Here is a 19,289-nt window from a genome sequence, read left to right as displayed (position 1 = left end):
CCTAAAGCGAACCGGAGACGATGCTGCCCTTAAACATCGTCGCCACGCGCTTCGATCTTCTGGCAATGGCTTCGGCGGAACAAGAAGCTTCGACAAACACGATGCTGGCGGCGTCCCCGACCTGCGGCCATATCTGCTCGCCATCCGGACCAAGCGGCGTCATGCCGCCGGTGATATATTGAAGCGTACGTGCCAAAGAGCGTTCATCCACCCATCGGGACACCTCAGCCAGCCGGCCCGCGCGTTCCAGCACGTCCCCGTTTCCGAAAGGCGACCACACGTCAAAAATGTTATCGCATCCGACGGCTACCTCTACGCCGCACTCATGCAGCAAACCGACCGGCGGCATGTTGCGACCGATCGGCACGCTCGAAATAATGGCAACCCCTGCATCAGCCAGCATTTCCCCCATTTCGATGGCTTGCGGCGTCGGGATATCGCCGAGTCCGAATGCATGGCTGATCGCCACTTTGCCCTGCAGGCCCGCCTCGATGGTCAGCTGTGCCAACCGCTTCATGGTGAAGGTTCCCAGATGATGGGCATCGTGCAAATGCAGGTCAATTCCCGCATTCGCCTCCACGGCAAGCTCCACCATTTCCTGTAGGGAGGCTTCGATATCACCATCCACCGTCGCCGGGTCAACCCCGCCTACCAAGCCTGCTCCGCCGCGAAGTGCTTGTCTCACCCATTCCTTTGACTTCGAGCGCAGCAAACCATGCTGAGGAAAAGCTACGATCTCGTAGGATAACTTTCCTTCAAATGCACGTAATGCTTGTTGAACCGCTTCGAAGTTAGCCAAACCCGCTTCCGGATAAATATCGACATGCGTTCGTACATGCGTCACCCCGGACTCCAGGTACATCTGAAGCAGGCGTTCCGCACGGTCCTGCGTCCGGGTATCCAGGGCCGGAAGCGTTGCTTTCTCGATATCCAAACGCTCGAAAATGCTGGAGACCGGCGTTACGGATCGCCACCGGTCACCTAGCAGCGTTTTATCCAAATGGCAGTGCTTTTCGGTAAAGGACGGCAGAAGCAATACACCCTTCACGTCGTGTTGCGGCCATGAATCCGTGATGGTCTTATCGGATGACACGATCTTCGCAATGTTCCCGTCCTCTATGAATACGTGGCAAATCTCCGTTTTTGTTCCCGTAATAACGCCTTCTTGAACTTCATAGCCGCTCTCTAAACGAGCATTCGTTAACCAAAATGCGGTACTCATATCCATCGTTCCTTTCCTTGCCAGATATACGATTATGCTATCATAGGAACATCTATATGGATAATATTAAAAAAATAGGATTCACTTAAGTTTTACATATACATATAAAAGAAAAGCCACCCGTTGAGGATGACTCTTCTGGTGAAGACATGGAAGTAGCCATGAGGTTAAAGCTTTATGGCTCTTGTCGCAATAAAACTGTTTGCATAGCGGTCCAGCAATTTCTCGCCTCCGAAGGAATCCTCGTATAACCCGGCAATCATAAATCCGGATTGAATCTGACCTCCCATTTGCTGTTCCAGCGTATGTCCGAATTCCAATGCTACCCCGCTTCTCACAATCTCTTCTTCCGTCGCATAATCCAGTTCAGAATAGGGAAGGGTGTGCTTCACCCGAAGCGTGCCCTGTTCTTCCAGTTCCCAGTCGAATAAATAAAAGACCGGGTTCATAAAGCCGCTAATCATTATGCCGCCAGGCTTCAACACGCGATATGCCTCCTGCCAGACCGGCTGGATATCAGGCACGTAAAGGTTAGATACCGGATGAACCAACAAATCAAAGCTCTCCGATTCAAACATGCTTAAATCCGTCATCGAACCGAGAACCGTCCGAATGGACAATCCGTCCCGTTCAGCAACAAAGCGATCCTGCTCCAATTGAGATTCGGAGAAATCCAGCACGGTTACATTTGCTCCCGCAGCTGCCAATACGGGTCCCTGCTGCCCTCCTCCAGAAGCTAGGCAGAGCACATTATTTCCGTTTAGTTCCGGAAACCATTCTTTGGGCACAGGCTTGGTTGAAGTGACGATAATAGACCAATCGCCCATTCTGGCTTTCTGGATTTCTTCGCTGCTTACAGGAACAGTCCACTGATTTTTCTGTTTGACTTTAAGCTCCCATTGGTCTTGGTTATGCTTGATAATCTCCATATGCAGATCTCCTATTATTGAATCATGGGCTTTCAGCTTGTATTCTCGGACCTTTGATCCAGCCAGGCTTCAAACTGTTCCGGCGTGCTTACGTTGTCTTCGAGAACCGCTGTATAAATATCGAAGCTTCGTACACTTTTTCCATATTCAGCAAGGCTTGCCCAACGATTTTTGATTCTCAAAATAGCTTCCCGGCGTTCTTGAGTCAGCCGTCCAGGCATCGTTATGATATGTTTCAAGTCAGGTTGTCTCTCCGGTTCATCCACGAACCAAATGTCCAAGGCCCATTCGTTACCGCGCTGTGATTTATATTTTAGTCCGATGTACAATCCATCGGGATACGCGGGATTCGTATTATAATCACCGGTATCGTTGATGAACTTCAGCTCCCGTACACCGGCTTGCAGCATGAGCTCCGATGCGATGTGTGCAGTTAATGGTTGATTCAGCCGGGAACATTTTACCGTCATGTCCAGGTCTCTCCATACCATCAATCCGAGGGCTGAGCTGCCGACACGCACCGGTTCGCCTGCTTGACTTAACAACTCGTAAAGTCGAAGTTCATCTGCTACCTCAGAAGCTTCCTCCTGGAGAGCCTCTTGTTGTTGTTGAAGTTCGCTTTCCGCCATACGGTGTTCACCTCTAATCATATCGTTGATATCTCATATGGTATCACCCGATCAGCGTGCTTTCCAAGGGATTGAATGCTTATAATTATCTTTCACGGATAAAAGTGTGATTCGACATCGAACTATACGGAATAAAATATCCGTGCACCCGACAAATAAGGCGTGCAAAAATCGGCGCATAGCTTCGGCATTCGTTCACGCATCCATGCATGCACGGATTCATTCTCCAACTGAAAGACATAGTAGCCGATAATGGCAAGCAGCATGAAACCTTCTAATAAAACGAGCTTATGTTGTCCCGTATGATCATTGCCATAATACCCTTTCAGGAATGTATCCCGAAGCTGTGAAGGAACCATCATGGCACCCATGGCAACATCCGTGTAATGGTACCCTGGTCCGAAAAAACCAAAATCGATAAAACTCAGTTCTCCATCTGAGGTCATGATGATATTCCCCAAGCTTAAATCACCGTGGATAAACCCCCAGGCCTCAACGTTACCACTGTCCACAAGGCGCGCGTTAACCAACGATATCGTTTCTTCAATAATGGAAACATTGGAGGAAGTAAACAAATCTTTCGCCAATCCTTGCTTTATAACTTCAATCATATATAGATTGTAGTCTATCCCCTGACTCGGACGCTTGTCCAAGCCCTCCTGCTCGTATGAGCCATAAAATTTGTGTAGCTCTGCAATGCGAGTCCCCAGCTTCTCGACCAGTACCGGGTCGCTTACGTCATCCTTCTGCAAGTCTCTTCCTTCCAGCCAGGTAAGCACGGAGCTGTTCCAATGCTTCCCCTCGTGTTCGAAAATCGTGATCAATTCACCTTTCCGATTACGCATAGGCCTCTGGACAAGCAGATGATCCCAGCCTGACAAGTGCTCCAGCATATGCAGTTCGCCCAGCAGACCATCGTAGGTATGCTGCTGACCAGCCATGCCTTCTTTTAGCGGTTGATGAATGCGCATCAGATATGTGCTTCCGTCATGGCCTACTACCTTATACGTTCGATTTTCATTATGCCGAATAAAGGCAATTTCCGGTTCCCGGATGTCGTATTCATTCAAAATTTCCTGCAGCTGTTCATTTCGCATTTGAAACTTCTCCTTATACTTCTGAAATGGAACCCGTCAGCCCTCCAGGAACGTATCGTCAAAATACGCTTTGAAATCCGGGTACAAAAATACTAGCGACTCTTTAAGTTCGTCCCGATCCGTGTGTTCTTCATCCAGATCAAACAATATTTCATGTTCGATCTCATAGATGGCTCCGATTCCCTCGCCGGCCTCTCCACTTACATCGATACACCAGATCTTGCCGTATTCGGAATCCCAAGTGAAAGGGAGATATCCCAGCCGGCACAACAAGGGATTGTACATGTTCCTGACGTTCTCCAGCGGCTCGTCTACCGGCTGTTCAGGTATGACGTCAAAGTAATGATGGTACGTGGAGATGAATGCTTTATACCACTCGGGAAAATTCAATCCATACGCTGCTTCCATCTCCCCAATCTGATCTTCGCTCACAATGGAAGGGACCAATTTCCATATGGACCATTCCTCATCGGTATCAACGGTCTTCATCTCCGCGGGAACGTCCGGCCGCATCCACCTGCAGAACCCATCCTCCGAAATTTCGCCGTATTTAGCGTAATAGGCCTCAAACCCTCGTTTGATATAATCGCGTATTTCCATGTATAAAGTCTCCTTATGTAGAAAATCGTCCCTTTTTCATATATTACTATAATCTATTTTCGGGTTATGATAAGATTCAATCTATTCTATTTTGTTTACAATTCAGAAACAATCCGGAGATTCTATCGATATAACTCTCTTATATACTCAATAGACAGCTAACGAGGAGGGACTACACATGCGCAATACTTTTATCAAAACAATCCTGCCATCCGTCATCATCGGTTCAGTCGTAACAAGTTTGGCTTTATCCGGGTTCCCGAACGGTTCCGGCTTGGATAAGGCGGAAGCGGCCGCAGCATCTTCTGCCAGCCTATCATTTTCGAAGTTTTTGGATAACAACGCCCCTAAATGGACGCTGAGGTCGGTTAACGGGATAAATACGGTCACCAATCTGTCCAGCACGGTTGTGCTCGTCAACAAACAACGAAATCTACCATCGAATTATGTACCGCAAGATTTGGTCGTACCCCAAATTCCGTTCAGCTTCTCGGGACCAAGCCCCAAAAAGCAGATGAAAAAAATAGCGGCGTCTGCGCTCGAAAAGCTGTTCGCTGCTGCCAAACGGGACGGGATCGACCTCAAAGCCGTATCAGGTTATCGTTCCTATGCAACCCAAAAAGCCATATTCGCGCGTAACGCCAGTATCAAGGGCGAGGCTGTCGCTAACCAAACAAGCGCACGCCCGGGGCAAAGCGAGCATCAGACCGGACTTAGCATGGATATTTCCAGTGCTTCCGTAGGCTATGCCCTGGAGCAAAGCTTCGGAAATACGAAGGAAGGCAAATGGCTGAAGGCCAATGCACCGAAGTACGGATTTATCATTCGTTATGGAAAAGGTCAGGAGAAATTAACCGGATACTCTTACGAGCCTTGGCATGTACGCTATGTGGGCGTCTACATTGCCGGAGAAATTACGAGACAACAACTGACGCTGGAGCAGTATCTGGGTCAAGCCCGGTAATCGCAAATTTTATAAAAGCGGGCCCAAACGGGTCCGTTTTTTTCGTATGAAGTCTTCCGGTCGCGCCTTCTGAGGTACATCCGCATATTTTGCAGCGTTTCCTGCGGACAATGTACTCCGCTTGGACGAAGCACGTACATTAACAGCAGTAGACAGGTTAGTTAGAGCTTACGATTTTCGCAAACGGGGTGAACAATGTGCCTATCAAATCAGGGAAGCAGTACATCGAACGGATCGATCGGCAAAACATCAACCTTCGGTATAAAGGGGAGCTTATCCAGGGACCTTTATCCAAGCACCCTGCATTCCAGGGTATCATTCAGACCCAAGCGGAGCTTTACGATATGCAAGGCGAAGCGTGTTATATCGAGCAGATGACGTACCCCTCGCCCGATACCGGAGAACGGGTGGGCCTGTCTTTTCTCCCGCCGAGGAATGCCGAGGATTTGCAGAAACGCAGATTGATGATGGAACTTTGGGCCAAGAGGCACAACGGCTTTTTAGGCCGCTCTCCCGATTATATGAACACGGCGATCATGTCGCTGTACACGGCTGCCGATATACTGGAGGAACACAATCCGAAGTACGCGGAAAACCTCAGGGCCTATTACCGGTACTGTCGAGATCATGATATTACGTTATCCCATGCCTTCATTCAGCCCCATGCTTGTAAAATGTCCGGACAGCAAGATGCTGCAGAGGACACGATTGCCGCCAAGGTGGTTGAGATCAACGATCAAGGCATGATCATAACCGGAGCTTTCATGATGGCAACGCAGGGAGCCACGTGCGAGGAAATGCTGGTATTCCCGTCGCCTTCGCCCACGTTGTTCCATAATGTCAATCCAACCGCATTCGCCTTTGCGGTACCGAACGATTTGCCCGGAATGACGTTTATATGCCGTGAGAGCTATGGTGCCGCTTCTTCCTATGATTATCCCTTGAGCGCCAGATACGAAGAGATGGACGTTCTCGTCATCTTTGACCACGTATTGGTCCCGCATGACCGGATCTTTTATTATGGGGACGAGGCCTATGCCGGACGTTTATTCGGCGAGAGTCGCTTTCACACCCATATTGCCCATCAAATGGCCACCCGTTATATCGCCAAAACCGAATTTATGCTTGGTTTGCTGGAGAGCTTGGCAGACGAGCAAAACGTTGGGCTTGAGCCCCAAATGATCGCGAACGTTTCAAAAATCATTGCATATCTCGAGACCTTCAAAGCCCTGAGATTGGCTTCCGAACTGGGCGCCAGCCGGGATAAATTCGGTTATTTCGTTCCATCGGCGGGCCCGCTTACCGCATCCAGCATGTTATTCCCCCAACTTTATCCCGAGATGGTGGAGATGATACAGCTGCTGGGTTCCAGCGGCCTGATTATGATCCCTTCCGAAATGGACTTCCAGTCGGATTCAGGTCCTTACCTGAACCAATATTTAAAAGGCTCGACCACGGAGGCGCGGGATCGAATCGCCTTGTTCCGCCTTGCCTGGGAGCTTGGCGCAGGCTCTTTCGGGGGCCGTCAAACCCAGTTTGAACGCTTCTTCTTCGGAAATGCGCAGACGGTAGCCTATCGCATGTATAACCAGTTTGAACAGCATGAGCAGCTGCGGAACAGGATTCAGGATTTTATCGCCAAGAACGATACTTCATCATGATTTGACGGTTTGGATGATTAGGCAAGAAAAAAAGATGCGAGCCCATAACTCACATCTTTCCGTTTCATTACAAACACAATGAGCTTACGAATGGGAATGCAGGCTCAAGCGGAACCGATACCTCATGTCGTCTTCGAACCACATCATAAAGTTTGTCCCCCATACGTTGTTGTGCAGGTTGAAATGAAATCCGCCGGTCAACGGAGCATAGGAGTTGTCGAATTGCAGCAGCCTCGGTTCCCCCGGGCACACAAGCGGCGCGTCCAAGGATTCAATGACCGCCGTTCCGTCCGCCCCCTCATAATATAAGCCCGAATTGATGCCATGCATGTTCCGGTTGCCGTCCTTGACGACGGATAACGGAGATATCCGCATTCCCAGCTTATCCATCGACCATGCGTGAGGATTATCCACAAGCGGCACAAACGATAACCAGCTTGCTTCCGGTAGACGGCATGCCGGTTTGCCCATCCAGCTTAGGCATACCTCAATGACGGGCTCATTCGCATGGAACGAATAGAATACGTTAATTTGGCGTGGAGCCCCGTACTGATTGCTGAGAACCTCCGGCAGCTTCATTTCTGCGGTCACGATATCATAATCGGCATGCCTCTCCAGGTGCAGTGTTCGCAAGGACGCGGTATACCGCTGATGCTCCGGCCTCGGTTTGACATACTCGATTCCCGGCTTGCCGAAATCGTTGTCCGCCCAGCCATGATGTATATCCAGATTCGTCATGTATTCTTTGAAGAAACGGTTGTAGTTTTCTTGGCCGAAGGTTTCATACATATAAGTGCCAAGTCTCTGATGCTCTCCCGCCCATGCCTTTCCGGATTGATCCATCAATCGGTTAATCGAACCGTCGGCAGCGAAACTCACCTGAAACTGGCCTAATTCGTAAAGCTCGTTCGTTTCGATCGGCTGTTTATGCTGCACCGGCTCCGAGTTAAGGACGGTATGCTGCGGACTCATCCGATTCAGCTCGGTTCTCGCTTCAGCCGCTAGCGTCGTAGGCAGCGATTGAAGAGCTTCTTCAAGATAATCCCGCTGCTCCTGCCAGGAACTCTCGTAATGGCTGTACGATCTGGTGCCGTTTGCCTGCTGGCATAGGTAATCGAATTTCCTCCGTGAATTGTCTTCAACAATATCCCGTGCTCTTGCTGCGGCTAGATCAGCCGAGGAATAATTCACGAAATCGACGAGATACACGGAATTGTTCAGCCCCCAAGTATGCTCGGGAATCAACATCAGACGGTTGCAAAATCGAGCGTACGCCTCACTGTCCCTATCCAATCGGCCATCCTCGATCCAGCGATCCCGAAGCCTTAACAATTCACGGTAGCGGGCGATTTTCCAAGGATCCGAGGCAATCCCGTGTATCCACGAGTCCCCGATCTCTTCGCTGACGACAGGCAATCGGTCTTTCACCGCTTGAAGCCGCGCGGCAAAAGCATCCAATGTCGAGGCCATGATGTCCGCCCCCGGGTATTCCCGTCGCAGCTGTTCGAATAATGCCCGGATCTCCTCCATCGTGGATGGACCATGATTATCGTGGGTATGGGCAAAATACAAGGCATCCTCCAGCCCTTTCATCTGATAGGGCTTACCATAACTATCCGCATAATGTACGATAATCTCCGAGCCGTCGGAAGCACGCCATACAAACATCTCCGGCACCTTGGGATTTTTGGAGACCATGTTAACGCCTAAATGTAAATATTGTATGCCGTGTTTTGCCAGCAGAGGCACCATGGCTAGGGTATGGCCCGGTACGTCCGTCATTTTTGCGGCAATCGTGGTTTTTCCGTACTTTCGGTCCAAATCGCCCGAAATGGACAGCCCGAATTCGAATAAACCGGCATCCATGATCTCGGTATGCGTTGTAAACGGCAGCCCGTGCCAGACCATGCGTCCCTCCCCAATGGCTTTTTCCATGCGCGCCCGCATGTCAGGAGAAGCCGTTTGCAGATATTCATGGATTAACCATGAGCCGGTCGTCCATACGAAATTGACGTCCCCCTCTTCATTCGCCAGCTGTTCGGACAGCTCCAAGGCTTGGGGGATGAAATGTTCCATATATTGCTTGATTACGTTCTTTCCCAAATCGGTAAACCCGATGTCCAGATGGGTCTTGAATACGACATGAACTCTTTTGATTGATGCTGACATGCATGACCGCCTCCTTCAACAGTCGGCTAGTGCCGAACTTTGAGCCCCATTTTACTAGAGCGCTTCGAGCAAGTCTTTGCATGAAAGGGTCATGCTTTTGCACAAAAAGGACACCTGCCGTGAATCGTGCCGGAACGCGGGCATGCCGAAAAGCCCTCTCATTTCGGCTTGGAATGAGAAGGGCTTGAAAGGAAAACACGGATATCAGAACGTGCTCGCCTTCGTTGTGTCCGGACACCATCTGGCTGGTCGGTAATATCGAATCAGGACATCCATCGCTTCGGGTGTCCGCAGATGGGTAAGCGTTTCGAAGGCATACGCCCTGACATACCGATCCTTGCTGTGAAGCCCTTGCTCAAGCGAATAGATGACGATGGGAACATCCTCTGGCGAGGCCGTTCGAAGCAATGACAAGGCTGCCGTATATCCGAGTTTGTTCAGGATATAACTTTGCTGCGTGATGTCGTTATTCCGGGTTTCCGCGGTTCCGTCCCCCTCTTGCAGTATCGATTCTTCCAATATGTTGGCCAAGGCCCGGCACACTTCGCCTGCCTCAGGTTCCCTCCCCATCATGCCCAGCGCTTCGATTGCGTTTCGACGAACCCAATCGCTTGGATCCTGTAAGCATGCGATCAATGCAGCCGCAACCTCACGCGTCGAAGGCACAATGGCCCCTAACGCAAAAGCCGCAAGCGCTCTGCGCTTCTCGTCCGTATGTTCGAGCAGCGCTAGCAGTCCTGGTACGGCTTCAGCGCCGGCACTCTGCAGTCCGTAAGCCGCTCTTTCCGCGATTTGCCTTGTACCTTCGGACATAAGGCGCAGCAATTCATCGGTTCCTGCGGATCCCAGCCGGCCAAGCGCATAACCGGCATTCAAAGCTACCGGCTCCTTGTCATTCAACATTCGGCCCAGTTCTGCAGCCAAGGAAGCGGCCTTCTCTCCTAACATTCCAACTTGATCCGCCGCCTTGGCGCGAATAACCTCGTCCTCGGATTTTAATTCTTCGGCCAATGGCTCGATTGCGGCTTCGTCTCTCGTTGCCGAGGAGAGGTTCTCCTGACCCGGTTCGCCGCGCATCCAGTTCCATACATCCCTCCAAAGATTCAAGTGAACGTAAGGGGTTCCCCCCGTTAGGTGCATTTCGGTCCCTAGATGATTCCAGCTCGGCGATTCCGGCGCACGCAATCGAACGAATTGAAACTTCAACATGTACCGATCCATGCCAGACACGTTAAGCGAAGCTTTGTGCCACAAATCAAAATGCACCAAGACCATCGTTCCTGCTTTGCCGGTCGGGAGTATCGTTTCGCCTTGATCGCCTACAAACTTATCGTAGTATGCGGTACCTGGCATGATGGCGGTAGGTCCCATATCTTCGGTGATATCCTGCATGTAATAAAAAATCATCGCCCACCAAGGTCGGTGGCTGCGCATGCTGGACCAGTAACCGTCTTTATGCCACTGCCCGCCCCCCGGCAGCGGATCGCCCGGCTGATTGTAATGGCAATGCCGATGCGGATGCATGTAATAGTCCGGTCCGAGCACGCTCGTTAAAGCTCCTTTAACGACCGGCGTTTCGAAGAACTGCTGAATCTCGGGCACACGGGGCAGGATGTTATTGCCGGGATTTCCTTCCTCGCGCAGTACGGCGTTGATTTTGTCCCTGACTTCAGCATGCAGCCGATCCGGCAATTCGTTATGAAGCACCACATACCCCTTCATGATAAACTGGCTAATTTGTTCATCCGTCAACAGCCATTGACTGTCCAACATCTCAATTCCCTCCTCAAGCATGAAATGAATTTAGTGTTAGTATAGCAATGGCCGCGATCCCTGTATTTACATAAACGTCAGGCTTTTGTACAATCGTCATGCAAATATCGATTGAATCTTTTCTTGAAGGATGTGGAAATGAATACGTGGATTTTGCCGTCTTCCATCCCTATGTGCTATATGCCACCAGATATCCCTTTTCCAAAGGTCAAAGCAATAACAACCGCCACTGTTATTCGTCATCCCTTTATCTCATTACCGAGGGTCGAGGCATCGTTCGTACCTGCGGGCGCACGCACATCACCGACCCGGGTTCTCTAGTGTACATACCGGCAGGTCAGCCGCATGATTGGATAGCGGACAGCCGGGATCCCATGGTCCATGTGTGCTGTTATTTCGACTGGGCCCATGTGGACCGCAGGCATTTGGCCAATCACCCCAGCGTAATCTGTTATGACATGGCCCAACTGAATCCTTCCTATGTAGGTCCTGCTTTTCCTTACGCCATACCCGAGTTCATGAGAGTGGAGAAAGTCAGCCTATGGAGCGACTGGTTTGAAAAATTTTACACCGGGAACCAGTATGAGAATGAGCATACCTATATGCGCAGCGTGAAGACGCAGAGCCATTTCCTGCAATTCATGGAATTCTTCCTTGCCTTCGCCTTGCAGGACGACGCGATACCCGATCATAGAATGAACAAGCTGCTGCAGAGATTGGACCAGGATATCCTTCACGGTAAGCTGCAGCCATTGGAAACATATTATGAAGAGCTCCGGATCAGCAGAGGTTATTTCTTCGAATTGTTCAAGCGATCGACGGGGCTGCCGCCGACGCAGTATATTAACCAGTTTCGCATCCATCGGGCTAAGGAGGATCTGCGCAATACGGACATCAGCATCACCGAGATCGCCGAGAAGTTCGGCTTCTCATCCATCCATTATTTTTCGAAGCTGTTCCGTCAGTTTAACGGACTATCGCCGTTGGAGTATCGGAAACATCAGATGGAAGCCGACTGACTGAAGAACTTCGCTCCAATCCGATGTATACCTCGATGCGTATCATCGCTTATAATGTACGATAATCAGGAATAGCCATACTGCACACGCTCAGGATTAGGCGAAGGATCCAATAAGGAGAGGTTGGAATCGAATGCGCTTTTTATCAAACCTTGGCTCCTTTATCAATGCATGGCGGGATTACCCCGCTGAAGATAATACGGTGCTGGGGAGTCGCTACACCGTCCAAGAAATGATTGGCGAAGGAAGTTACGGCATCATCTATCAATGTCGGGATCAACAGAGCGGTCATGTAGTAGCCGTCAAACAGTCACGGCCAAGCAAAGGCGATTACGCCAAAGAATTGCTGAATCGGGAAGCAGCGATAATAAGCTCCCTTCAGCATCCGCAAATTCCGGCATATCTGGATTTTTTCACGGACAGCCGCCATTCGTATCTGGTCATGTCTTATATGGACGGGGATACCCTGGAGGATTTAATATTTGAACATGGCATGAAATACGGGGAAGTCGAATGTCTCCACATCGCCCTTCAGCTACTGGAGCTTGTCCGTTACCTGCACGAGCAAGGCTATGTTCATCTCGACCTGCGGATTCCCAACGTGCTGTTTAAGGATGGCCGTATCCATCTCATCGATTTTGGGCTGGCACGAAGGATCGGTGAACCTCCACCTCTTCGGCAGCCTGTCCGAAAGAAGTTCCCACGCGGCTCGAGCTCCTCTGTTCAATATAAAGAGTCCAAAGAAAGCGAGGATCTCCGCGACATCGGTCACTTTATGTTGTTCATGCTCTATTCTGCCTATGATCCGGACGACGATCCGAGCGCAGTCGCGGAACGAAGCTGGCAGGAAGAACTGCAACTTTCGGAAGAAGTGCGGGAGATGATCAAACGCTTGCTGCAGCTGAGCAGTCCTTACTCCGGTTCCTTGCAGTTCATGAACGAGCTCCAGACGCTCGCGAACGCAAAAAAACCGCCCCTCTGATAAGATGGGCAGCGTTTTATTTGATTCCGGGGTTTCATTTATGTTACGATCCGATTAAATGATATGGAATGATTCCGAACAAGAAAGGAGGAAATTCCACATGTTACGAAAAATCATGAACAAATTTCTCCACTCGACGTCCCACAGTCATGGCCGCAAGCGTTACAGCAGTTCCGCGAAGAATTACGGAAGAAAATACAGCAGCAGTCACGGGTATTCTCGCCGCAAAGGATCGTCTTCCGATTACAAACGCAGGCACGGCAACCAAGGTCATGGCTATTATAAAAACAGAAGAGGCAGCTCAAGCTAATCATTCAACATCATATAGCACACTACCTCCTTCAACGTGGTTGCATGTTGAGGGATTTTTTTATCGTTTCACCGAATCGTGAAGTTGACGCCGTAATAGGACAATGCCAATTTACCGGCCACTCTCTGGGAAGAAGCATTATCCCATGAGGTACTGTACAGGGGCAATGCTCCCATTTTCCGCACCTCGATTGCCCAACCGGCAGCAACGGCGGCCGCATAACCTCTCCCTCGAAATTCGGCTAACGTCTCCAGTCCGGCTTCGTGCGCTTCCGCAGAAACGCGAACACTCCGGCAGACCGACACCACCCTCTGATCTTGAATGATCGCGACACAAGGCTGGGCGTAGTCGATTTCCGCGTTCAGCCATTCCAAACCGGCGAGCGAATACTCGGTTATATTGTCTCCGGTGATCGATACCGCCTGCATGTTCGGCGATGACGTTGTGATGTCAAGAATCCGATAACAAGGTCCGCTCGTATATTGATCAGCAGCCAGCAGATTCATGTAGTCATCGAAGTGCTTGGGTCTCGTTTGAAAATCTTCGTTAAGAGACGGTTCATTTTCAACCAGCGCCGTCAGTTGCTCGGCAAGTTTGTCCTGAATATCATAACGAAGCCGGCAAACGGCTGAACCGTCGATCGTTCGACCCAAGAAAAATCGGGGAGCCGGCTCCTCTCCCGGCCAAGGCTCGTTAATGGTTCGCATCCGACTATCCAGGTCATGCGTAAACATAACCCGTGCGTGCATCTCCATCAAATCCTTAGCGGTTGGCTCATGTCCTATCCGCTGGTTCATGCTTTCACCCCCATAAGAATTTCAACCATAGTTTCGCCTCATCCATCTCCATCGTAGCAGATTTTTCGAACAACGGGTTGGGCACAAATGAATATAAACGATAAATAAAAAGACCCTGTCTCCCTTTGTATCAGGGAAACAAGGCCAACATGGGATCGTGCCTATCTAGGATCATGCCTTCCTGCCAAGGGAGTTCCGCTGCAATCGCGGTATCAAAGCGTACGCAAACGTGAAAAGCGGGCTCAGCCAAAGGAAAGTTGCATAAGGTGCGTACTCGATGACCGGTACTCCAAGGGTCGTGGCAAAAAAAGCACCGCTGACGCCCCATGGAATTAAAGGGTTAACCAGCGTTCCACAATCCTCCAATGTGCGTGACAGCGTCTTGGCCGGTATGTTTCGGCGAGTATATTCCTCCTTGAACATTTGACCGGGCAAAAGGATCGATAAATACTGCTCGCCCGTCATGCCGTTAACCGCGATGGAAGATGCACCCGTCATCACGACCACGCTGCTGCTGCGCTTCAGCGGCTGCATGACTTTACGGAAGAAGGCTTCGATGACGCCGCAATGCTGAAGCAGCCCTCCCAAGGATAATGCAATCAAGATCAGCGATACGGACCACATCATGGATTGCAATCCGCCGCGGTTGACAATGGAAGCAACGGTTTCGTTGGCAACCGTGCTCTTGTAGCCGCTCTGCATCACGCTGAACCAGACATCGACGGCTGCCTGCTGCTGAACGAAGGCCGTCACGATCAGTCCGGTTACAATGCCTGCGATGAGCGTCGGCAGGATCGGCATGCGCTTGACGGAACAGGCGATAACGGCAAGCGGCGACATCAACGTCAGCCAATGAATATGGAATCCGTCATGAAGCGCCGCCTTGATTAGATTAATCGAGGACAAATCCAGCGCGTTACTTGTGGGCGCAAGCAGGAAAAAGACCGTTGTCACCACAAGGGCCGGCACTGTCGTGTAAATCATATTGCCGATATGGGTGAATAAGGATATGCCGGCGACCGCGGGAGCAAAGTTCGTGGTGTCGGAGAGCGGCGACATTTTATCACCGAAGCAAGCGCCGCAGATCACCGCTCCGGCAGCCAGCGTCGGAGAAATTCCTGTCGTTACCGCGATTCCCATAAAGGCAACCCCAACCGTACTGACTGTCGTGAAGGAGCTTCCGGTGAACATCGAGACCACGATGGTCACATATAATGCGCTCACGGCAAAATAATGCGGTTCGATATAATCCATGCCATAGTATAAAATGGTCGGTACCGTGCCGCTCATCATCCATACCGCAATCAAAATGCCGATGAGCGAAAGAATGAGAATCGGCATAATCGCCGTTTGAATTCCTTGAATGATGGCGGATTCGAGCTGCTTCCAGGAAAACCCGAACAAACGCAGCAAGGCCGCCGTACCGACGGTGGTTGCCAAGAGCGGAAGATGCGGTTCTGCTTTCAGCAAAAAGATGGAGACAAACAGCAGCGCCAGAATAAACGCGATAAGAATGATGCTTTTTGAGAAACTGAGATGTCGTTCCATGATGCTAAGACTCCTTATCCATTGTCGTGGCGGGAGAAACCTCCCGTCCATTGATGATGAATGTTTGACTTTTTTGCTTTTATGCTTTTCGGCTTTTTGGCTTCTTTGCATTGAAGCGCAGAGTAACACTATAAACGATAAGGACGGACGCCGTCAATGTAGGAATCATGAACAATCACCAAAAAAAAGACGACTGCTTGCTGCAGTCGTCTTTTATCATATATAGGATGTATCGTTATTTCGCTTGAATGTAACCTTCCGCTTTCAACAGTTCCGCAATCAGAACGGCTCCGCCGGCTGCACCGCGCAGCGTATTATGCGAGAGGCCCACGAATTTATAATCGTAGAGGGAATCCTCGCGCAATCTGCCAACCGAAACGCCCATTCCGCGCTCAATGTCGCGATCCAGCTTCGTCTGCGGCCGGTTCTCTTCTTCGAAATACGTAATGAATTGCTTAGGCGCACTAGGGAGTTCCAACTCTTGCGGTCTGCCTTTAAACTGCTGCCAGCGTTCCAGGATTTCCTCCTTCGACGGCTTGTTCTCGAACGAAGCAAACACGGTAGCTAAATGGCCATCGGTTACGGGAACGCGTATGCATTGCGTCGTAATCAATGGGGATTCAGCTTTCACGATCTCCCCGTTCACAACGCTGCCCCAGATGCGAAGCGGCTCCTGCTCGCTCTTCTCTTCCTCGCCGCCGATATACGGAATCACGTTGTCCAGCATATCCGGCCAATCGGTGAAGTTCTTGCCGGCCCCGGATATTGCCTGGTAAGTGGAGGCAACGACATTCGTAGGTTTGAAATCAAGCAAAGCGTGCAGCGCCGGCACATAACTTTGAATGGAACAATTCGGCTTCACCGCAATGAACCCGGTTGTTGTTCCCAGACGTTTGCGCTGTGCGGCAATCACGTCGATATGACCCGGATTGATTTCCGGAATGACCATCGGAACGTCAGGCGTCCAGCGATGGGCGGAGTTGTTGGAGATGACGGGCGTGCCCGTTTTGGCATAGGCCTCTTCCAATGCCTGAATCTCGTTCTTCTTCATGTCGACCGCGCAGAATACGAAGTCAACCTCTGCGGCAACCTGTTCCACCTGCGATGCATCCTGAACGACAATGCCTTTCACCTGCTCGGGGATCGGCGTAGCCAGCTTCCAGCGGCCCTGTACCGATTCTTCATACGTTTTGCCGGCCGAATTGCGGCTGGCTGCAATGGTGGTCACTTCGAACCATGGATGCCCATCCAGCAATTGCATAAAACGTTGACCCACCATTCCTGTTCCACCGACTATACCTACTCTAAGTTTTTGTGACATTCGCTACTCATATCCTTTCAATAATGGCGTCATGTTCCCATACATCGATGTACCGTACGGACAAAAGCATGCAATAAATAAGCTACTACTAGATAATTATTCAATCCGGCAAGATCCGTGTAGGTTTCCCGCCTTGTACCATCGTATTTCTTTAGATATAAGAAAAGTTTACTTTCTCATAAGACGGACCGCTTATATCAGAACGGTTACTTACGATATAAGAACGGCAAGCCACTGATGTCTAACCTTTTTGATCACTTAACAAAAAAATCCCACCCCCAAGACCGTAAGTCTCAGGGACGAGATTGTTATACTCGCGGTACCACCCCAAATTTGCCAATATGTCACCATATTCGCCTCATCGAGTACGGCATTACACTGGAATGCAGATACTCTAGCTCTGTAACAGGAGCTCCTGGCACACCATCCCCCTCCGTTGAGAGTTCCTTGTGCTGCTCAGAGTCTTTTTTCAATAAAGAACGCTTCGCCCCTTTTCAGCTGCCGGAGCTCTCTGTACAAGAATTCGTTTATTTACTCGTCTCGTCATCGCATTTGTTATGATTATTATATATAAAACCATTTCGTCGGTAAACCATATTTATAAAATTTTCACGAGAATGATCAAGATGGTTAAGACCTGTTCCTGTCGTGACACCTACTCGGCATAACCGATTTCCCCGTTAATGACCGTCATTCTAACCTTCGTCTCCAGCACCTCGTCCGGATCCATCCCATCATGCAAGCAGCGATCCACCACCGTGAAATCGGCATATTTGCCCAATTCCAGTGTTCCTCGTTGATCTGCTTCTCCTGCTGCCCCAGCGCTGCCGAGCGTAAACAGCCCAATCGCTTCCGTCAGGCTGAGCTTCTCCTCCGGCAAATAGCCTGCGTGATGCTCCTCCGGCTTGCGTCTGGTAATGGCAGCATGAATCCCAAGCAGCGGATTCAGCGGCTCTATGGGAGCGTCGCTGCCTCCGGAACAAGGCAGCCCCGTGCGCAGCCACTTCTTCCATGCATACAAACAGCTTGTCCGATCAGGACCTACGCGCTCCAGCACCCATGGAAAATCGCTGGGCACAAACCGAGGCTGCAGGTCCACGGCCAGCTTCAGCTTGCTCATTCGCTTAACGGTATCGGGATGTACAATTTGGGCATGAATGAAGCGGTCGGGAAGCTTCGCAGCTCTGCTAAGCGGAAGGATTTCAAGCACATCCGTCATCATCTCTGCCGCGCCGTCACCGATCGCATGAAAAGCAACGGGATAACCCAGCCTGCGCGCCCTGCCAACAATCTCCCTTAGCTCCTCTGGCGAATGCATGGCCAGTCCGCGGGTATGCGGCGCATCATGGTAAGGCTCCTTGAGCAGCGCCGTTCTTCCTCCAACCGCCCCGTCCGCGAACAATTTAACCGCTCCGATGCGATTCCATTCGTTCCCGCTGCCTGCCTTGACGCCGAGCTCCTCCATTTCATCAAGAAAGCCATGGAACATCAGCTGATGGGTACGGAAGCGCAGTCCCTCCTCGCGCAGTTCACGATGGATCCGCAGCATCGCTTCCACGCTGCCCAGCAGGCGGAGGTCTTCCGTATGCGCTGCCGTCAGGCCGAGCCGAAGGGCATCACGGCATGCCTGAAGCATCGCAGCTTTCAGCTTGGACGGGTCAGGCTCCGGCTGGACCATGGTAAAAGGCACCGAAGCATTCTCGTAAATGCAGCCGTTCAACCGGCCATCGGCATCCCGGCCGAAAGCGCCGGACTCCGGATCGGGCGTGTCTGCAGTGATCCCCGCTCTTCGAAACGCTTCCGAATTACCGAGGAAAGCATGGAAACAGGTTCTCGTCAGATATACAGGATGCTCCGTAGTGATGTCGTCAAGCTCCATCATATTCGGGATTACCGGGTCCGGAAAATGGTTCTCGTTCCAATTCAGCCCCATGATCCACTCCCCAGGCGGCGTTACCGCAGCCCGAGCTCGCAGCATAGCCAGCATCTCGTCTTTCGAAGCCGCCTCGGTGAAGTCCAGCATGCCCAGCTTGAGTCCGTGCATGCCGAGATGCATATGGGCATCCACCAGGCCTGGCAGCACGAAAGCCCCCTCCCAATCCACCGTTCGATAATCCCGTCCCGATAACTGCAGACGCAGCTCGGCCGCACTTCCCATGGCACGAATGATGCCGTCTTCTACATATATCGAATCCGCAGTCGTTGCAGCGTGCGGTGAATAAAGAAGACCGTTTGTAAAAAGGACAGGTTCCATGTGTCTGATTCCTC

Annotated in this window: 16 protein-coding genes; 5 read left to right on the top strand and 11 right to left on the bottom strand. The window is 50.8% G+C overall.

All coding sequences use genetic code 11. The features are described from left to right. Position 1: 1 nt before the first annotated feature. From P0X86_RS14380 to P0X86_RS14360, 5 genes are all read right to left on the bottom strand, one after another. Positions 2 to 1,222, bottom strand: a complete 1,221-nt coding sequence (locus P0X86_RS14380; RefSeq protein WP_192572140.1) for an amidohydrolase — start codon at positions 1,220 to 1,222, stop codon at positions 2 to 4. 167 nt (positions 1,223 to 1,389) lie between these two features. Next, entirely contained in the window at positions 1,390 to 2,151 is a 762-nt protein-coding gene (locus P0X86_RS14375) for a class I SAM-dependent methyltransferase (protein ID WP_277748768.1), read from the bottom strand. A gap of 32 nt (positions 2,152 to 2,183) precedes the next feature. Beyond that, entirely contained in the window at positions 2,184 to 2,780 is a 597-nt protein-coding gene (locus P0X86_RS14370) for a hypothetical protein (RefSeq protein WP_277748767.1), read from the bottom strand. A 122-nt stretch (positions 2,781 to 2,902) separates the two neighbouring features. Then, on the bottom strand, positions 2,903 to 3,877 hold the full coding sequence (locus P0X86_RS14365) for a phosphotransferase enzyme family protein (RefSeq protein WP_277748766.1): 975 nt from the start codon (positions 3,875 to 3,877) through the stop codon (positions 2,903 to 2,905). A 36-nt stretch (positions 3,878 to 3,913) separates the two neighbouring features. Continuing rightward, a complete protein-coding gene (locus tag P0X86_RS14360; RefSeq protein WP_213578245.1) occupies positions 3,914 to 4,477 on the bottom strand; it encodes an SMI1/KNR4 family protein in 564 nt (187 codons plus the stop codon). 178 nt (positions 4,478 to 4,655) lie between these two features. Between P0X86_RS14360 and P0X86_RS14355 the strand changes: the two genes are divergently transcribed. Together P0X86_RS14355 and P0X86_RS14350 are read left to right on the top strand one after the other, a co-directional pair. Then, complete coding sequence (locus P0X86_RS14355; RefSeq protein WP_277748765.1) at positions 4,656 to 5,441, top strand: M15 family metallopeptidase; 786 nt, start codon at positions 4,656 to 4,658, stop codon at positions 5,439 to 5,441. A gap of 197 nt (positions 5,442 to 5,638) precedes the next feature. Further along, positions 5,639 to 7,102, top strand: coding sequence for a 4-hydroxyphenylacetate 3-hydroxylase family protein (locus P0X86_RS14350; RefSeq protein WP_277748764.1), 1,464 nt, complete (start codon positions 5,639 to 5,641; stop codon positions 7,100 to 7,102). A gap of 84 nt (positions 7,103 to 7,186) precedes the next feature. On the opposite strand, the gene P0X86_RS14345 is transcribed toward P0X86_RS14350, so the two are convergent. Further along, positions 7,187 to 9,271 carry a DUF5054 domain-containing protein gene (locus P0X86_RS14345; protein ID WP_277748763.1) on the bottom strand — a complete coding sequence of 695 codons (2,085 nt, stop codon included), beginning with the start codon at positions 9,269 to 9,271 and terminating at the stop codon, positions 7,187 to 7,189. 204 nt (positions 9,272 to 9,475) lie between these two features. After that, complete coding sequence (locus P0X86_RS14340; protein WP_277748762.1) at positions 9,476 to 11,044, bottom strand: HEAT repeat domain-containing protein; 1,569 nt, start codon at positions 11,042 to 11,044, stop codon at positions 9,476 to 9,478. A 146-nt stretch (positions 11,045 to 11,190) separates the two neighbouring features. On the opposite strand from P0X86_RS14340, the gene P0X86_RS14335 reads away from it, so the two are divergent. The 3 genes from P0X86_RS14335 to P0X86_RS14325 all read left to right on the top strand — a co-directional run bounded on the left by P0X86_RS14335 (position 11,191) and on the right by P0X86_RS14325 (position 13,355). Next, on the top strand, positions 11,191 to 12,063 hold the full coding sequence (locus P0X86_RS14335) for an AraC family transcriptional regulator (protein ID WP_277748761.1): 873 nt from the start codon (positions 11,191 to 11,193) through the stop codon (positions 12,061 to 12,063). Between the two features lie 133 nt (positions 12,064 to 12,196). Further along, the gene (locus P0X86_RS14330) at positions 12,197 to 13,045 is read left to right on the top strand and encodes a serine/threonine-protein kinase (RefSeq protein ID WP_277748760.1); all 849 of its coding nucleotides are present in this window, start codon (positions 12,197 to 12,199) and stop codon (positions 13,043 to 13,045) included. A 100-nt stretch (positions 13,046 to 13,145) separates the two neighbouring features. Further along, the gene (locus P0X86_RS14325; protein WP_009592958.1) at positions 13,146 to 13,355 is read left to right on the top strand and encodes a hypothetical protein; all 210 of its coding nucleotides are present in this window, start codon (positions 13,146 to 13,148) and stop codon (positions 13,353 to 13,355) included. A 68-nt stretch (positions 13,356 to 13,423) separates the two neighbouring features. Here P0X86_RS14325 and aac(2')-IIb read toward each other — a convergent pair whose 3' ends face one another. The 4 genes from aac(2')-IIb to P0X86_RS14305 all read right to left on the bottom strand — a co-directional run bounded on the left by aac(2')-IIb (position 13,424) and on the right by P0X86_RS14305 (position 19,275). Further along, the gene (gene aac(2')-IIb / locus P0X86_RS14320) at positions 13,424 to 14,152 is read right to left on the bottom strand and encodes a kasugamycin N-acetyltransferase AAC(2')-IIb (RefSeq protein WP_096775562.1); all 729 of its coding nucleotides are present in this window, start codon (positions 14,150 to 14,152) and stop codon (positions 13,424 to 13,426) included. 171 nt (positions 14,153 to 14,323) lie between these two features. Beyond that, positions 14,324 to 15,700, bottom strand: a complete 1,377-nt coding sequence (gene nhaC / locus P0X86_RS14315) for a Na+/H+ antiporter NhaC (protein WP_277748759.1) — start codon at positions 15,698 to 15,700, stop codon at positions 14,324 to 14,326. Between the two features lie 235 nt (positions 15,701 to 15,935). Beyond that, on the bottom strand, positions 15,936 to 17,021 hold the full coding sequence (asd, locus tag P0X86_RS14310; RefSeq protein WP_192572152.1) for an aspartate-semialdehyde dehydrogenase: 1,086 nt from the start codon (positions 17,019 to 17,021) through the stop codon (positions 15,936 to 15,938). 655 nt (positions 17,022 to 17,676) lie between these two features. Continuing rightward, positions 17,677 to 19,275, bottom strand: coding sequence for an amidohydrolase (locus tag P0X86_RS14305; RefSeq protein ID WP_277748758.1), 1,599 nt, complete (start codon positions 19,273 to 19,275; stop codon positions 17,677 to 17,679). Positions 19,276 to 19,289: the final 14 nt, after the last annotated feature.

Origin of the sequence: Paenibacillus sp. BR1-192 (assembly GCF_029542445.1) — a bacterium.
Classification (GTDB): Bacteria; Bacillota; Bacilli; order Paenibacillales; family Paenibacillaceae; genus Paenibacillus_AQ; species Paenibacillus_AQ lautus_A.
Note: the sequence above shows the minus strand (reverse complement) of the source record. Positions and strands in the feature narration are given on the sequence as shown.

What these genes read in the sequence shown, in the direction of transcription:
- P0X86_RS14380 (WP_192572140.1), bottom strand. Translation starts at nt 1,222, where the DNA reads ATGAGTACCGCATTTTGGTTAACGAATGCTCGTTTAGAGAGCGGCTAT.
- P0X86_RS14375 (WP_277748768.1), bottom strand. Translation starts at nt 2,151, where the DNA reads ATGGAGATTATCAAGCATAACCAAGACCAATGGGAGCTTAAAGTCAAA.
- P0X86_RS14370 (WP_277748767.1), bottom strand. Translation starts at nt 2,780, where the DNA reads ATGGCGGAAAGCGAACTTCAACAACAACAAGAGGCTCTCCAGGAGGAA.
- P0X86_RS14365 (WP_277748766.1), bottom strand. Translation starts at nt 3,877, where the DNA reads ATGCGAAATGAACAGCTGCAGGAAATTTTGAATGAATACGACATCCGG.
- P0X86_RS14360 (WP_213578245.1), bottom strand. Translation starts at nt 4,477, where the DNA reads ATGGAAATACGCGATTATATCAAACGAGGGTTTGAGGCCTATTACGCT.
- P0X86_RS14355 (WP_277748765.1), top strand. Translation starts at nt 4,656, where the DNA reads ATGCGCAATACTTTTATCAAAACAATCCTGCCATCCGTCATCATCGGT.
- P0X86_RS14345 (WP_277748763.1), bottom strand. Translation starts at nt 9,271, where the DNA reads ATGTCAGCATCAATCAAAAGAGTTCATGTCGTATTCAAGACCCATCTG.
- P0X86_RS14340 (WP_277748762.1), bottom strand. Translation starts at nt 11,044, where the DNA reads ATGTTGGACAGTCAATGGCTGTTGACGGATGAACAAATTAGCCAGTTT.
- P0X86_RS14330 (WP_277748760.1), top strand. Translation starts at nt 12,197, where the DNA reads ATGCGCTTTTTATCAAACCTTGGCTCCTTTATCAATGCATGGCGGGAT.
- P0X86_RS14325 (WP_009592958.1), top strand. Translation starts at nt 13,146, where the DNA reads ATGTTACGAAAAATCATGAACAAATTTCTCCACTCGACGTCCCACAGT.
- nhaC (WP_277748759.1), bottom strand. Translation starts at nt 15,700, where the DNA reads ATGGAACGACATCTCAGTTTCTCAAAAAGCATCATTCTTATCGCGTTT.
- asd (WP_192572152.1), bottom strand. Translation starts at nt 17,021, where the DNA reads ATGTCACAAAAACTTAGAGTAGGTATAGTCGGTGGAACAGGAATGGTG.
- P0X86_RS14305 (WP_277748758.1), bottom strand. Translation starts at nt 19,275, where the DNA reads ATGGAACCTGTCCTTTTTACAAACGGTCTTCTTTATTCACCGCACGCT.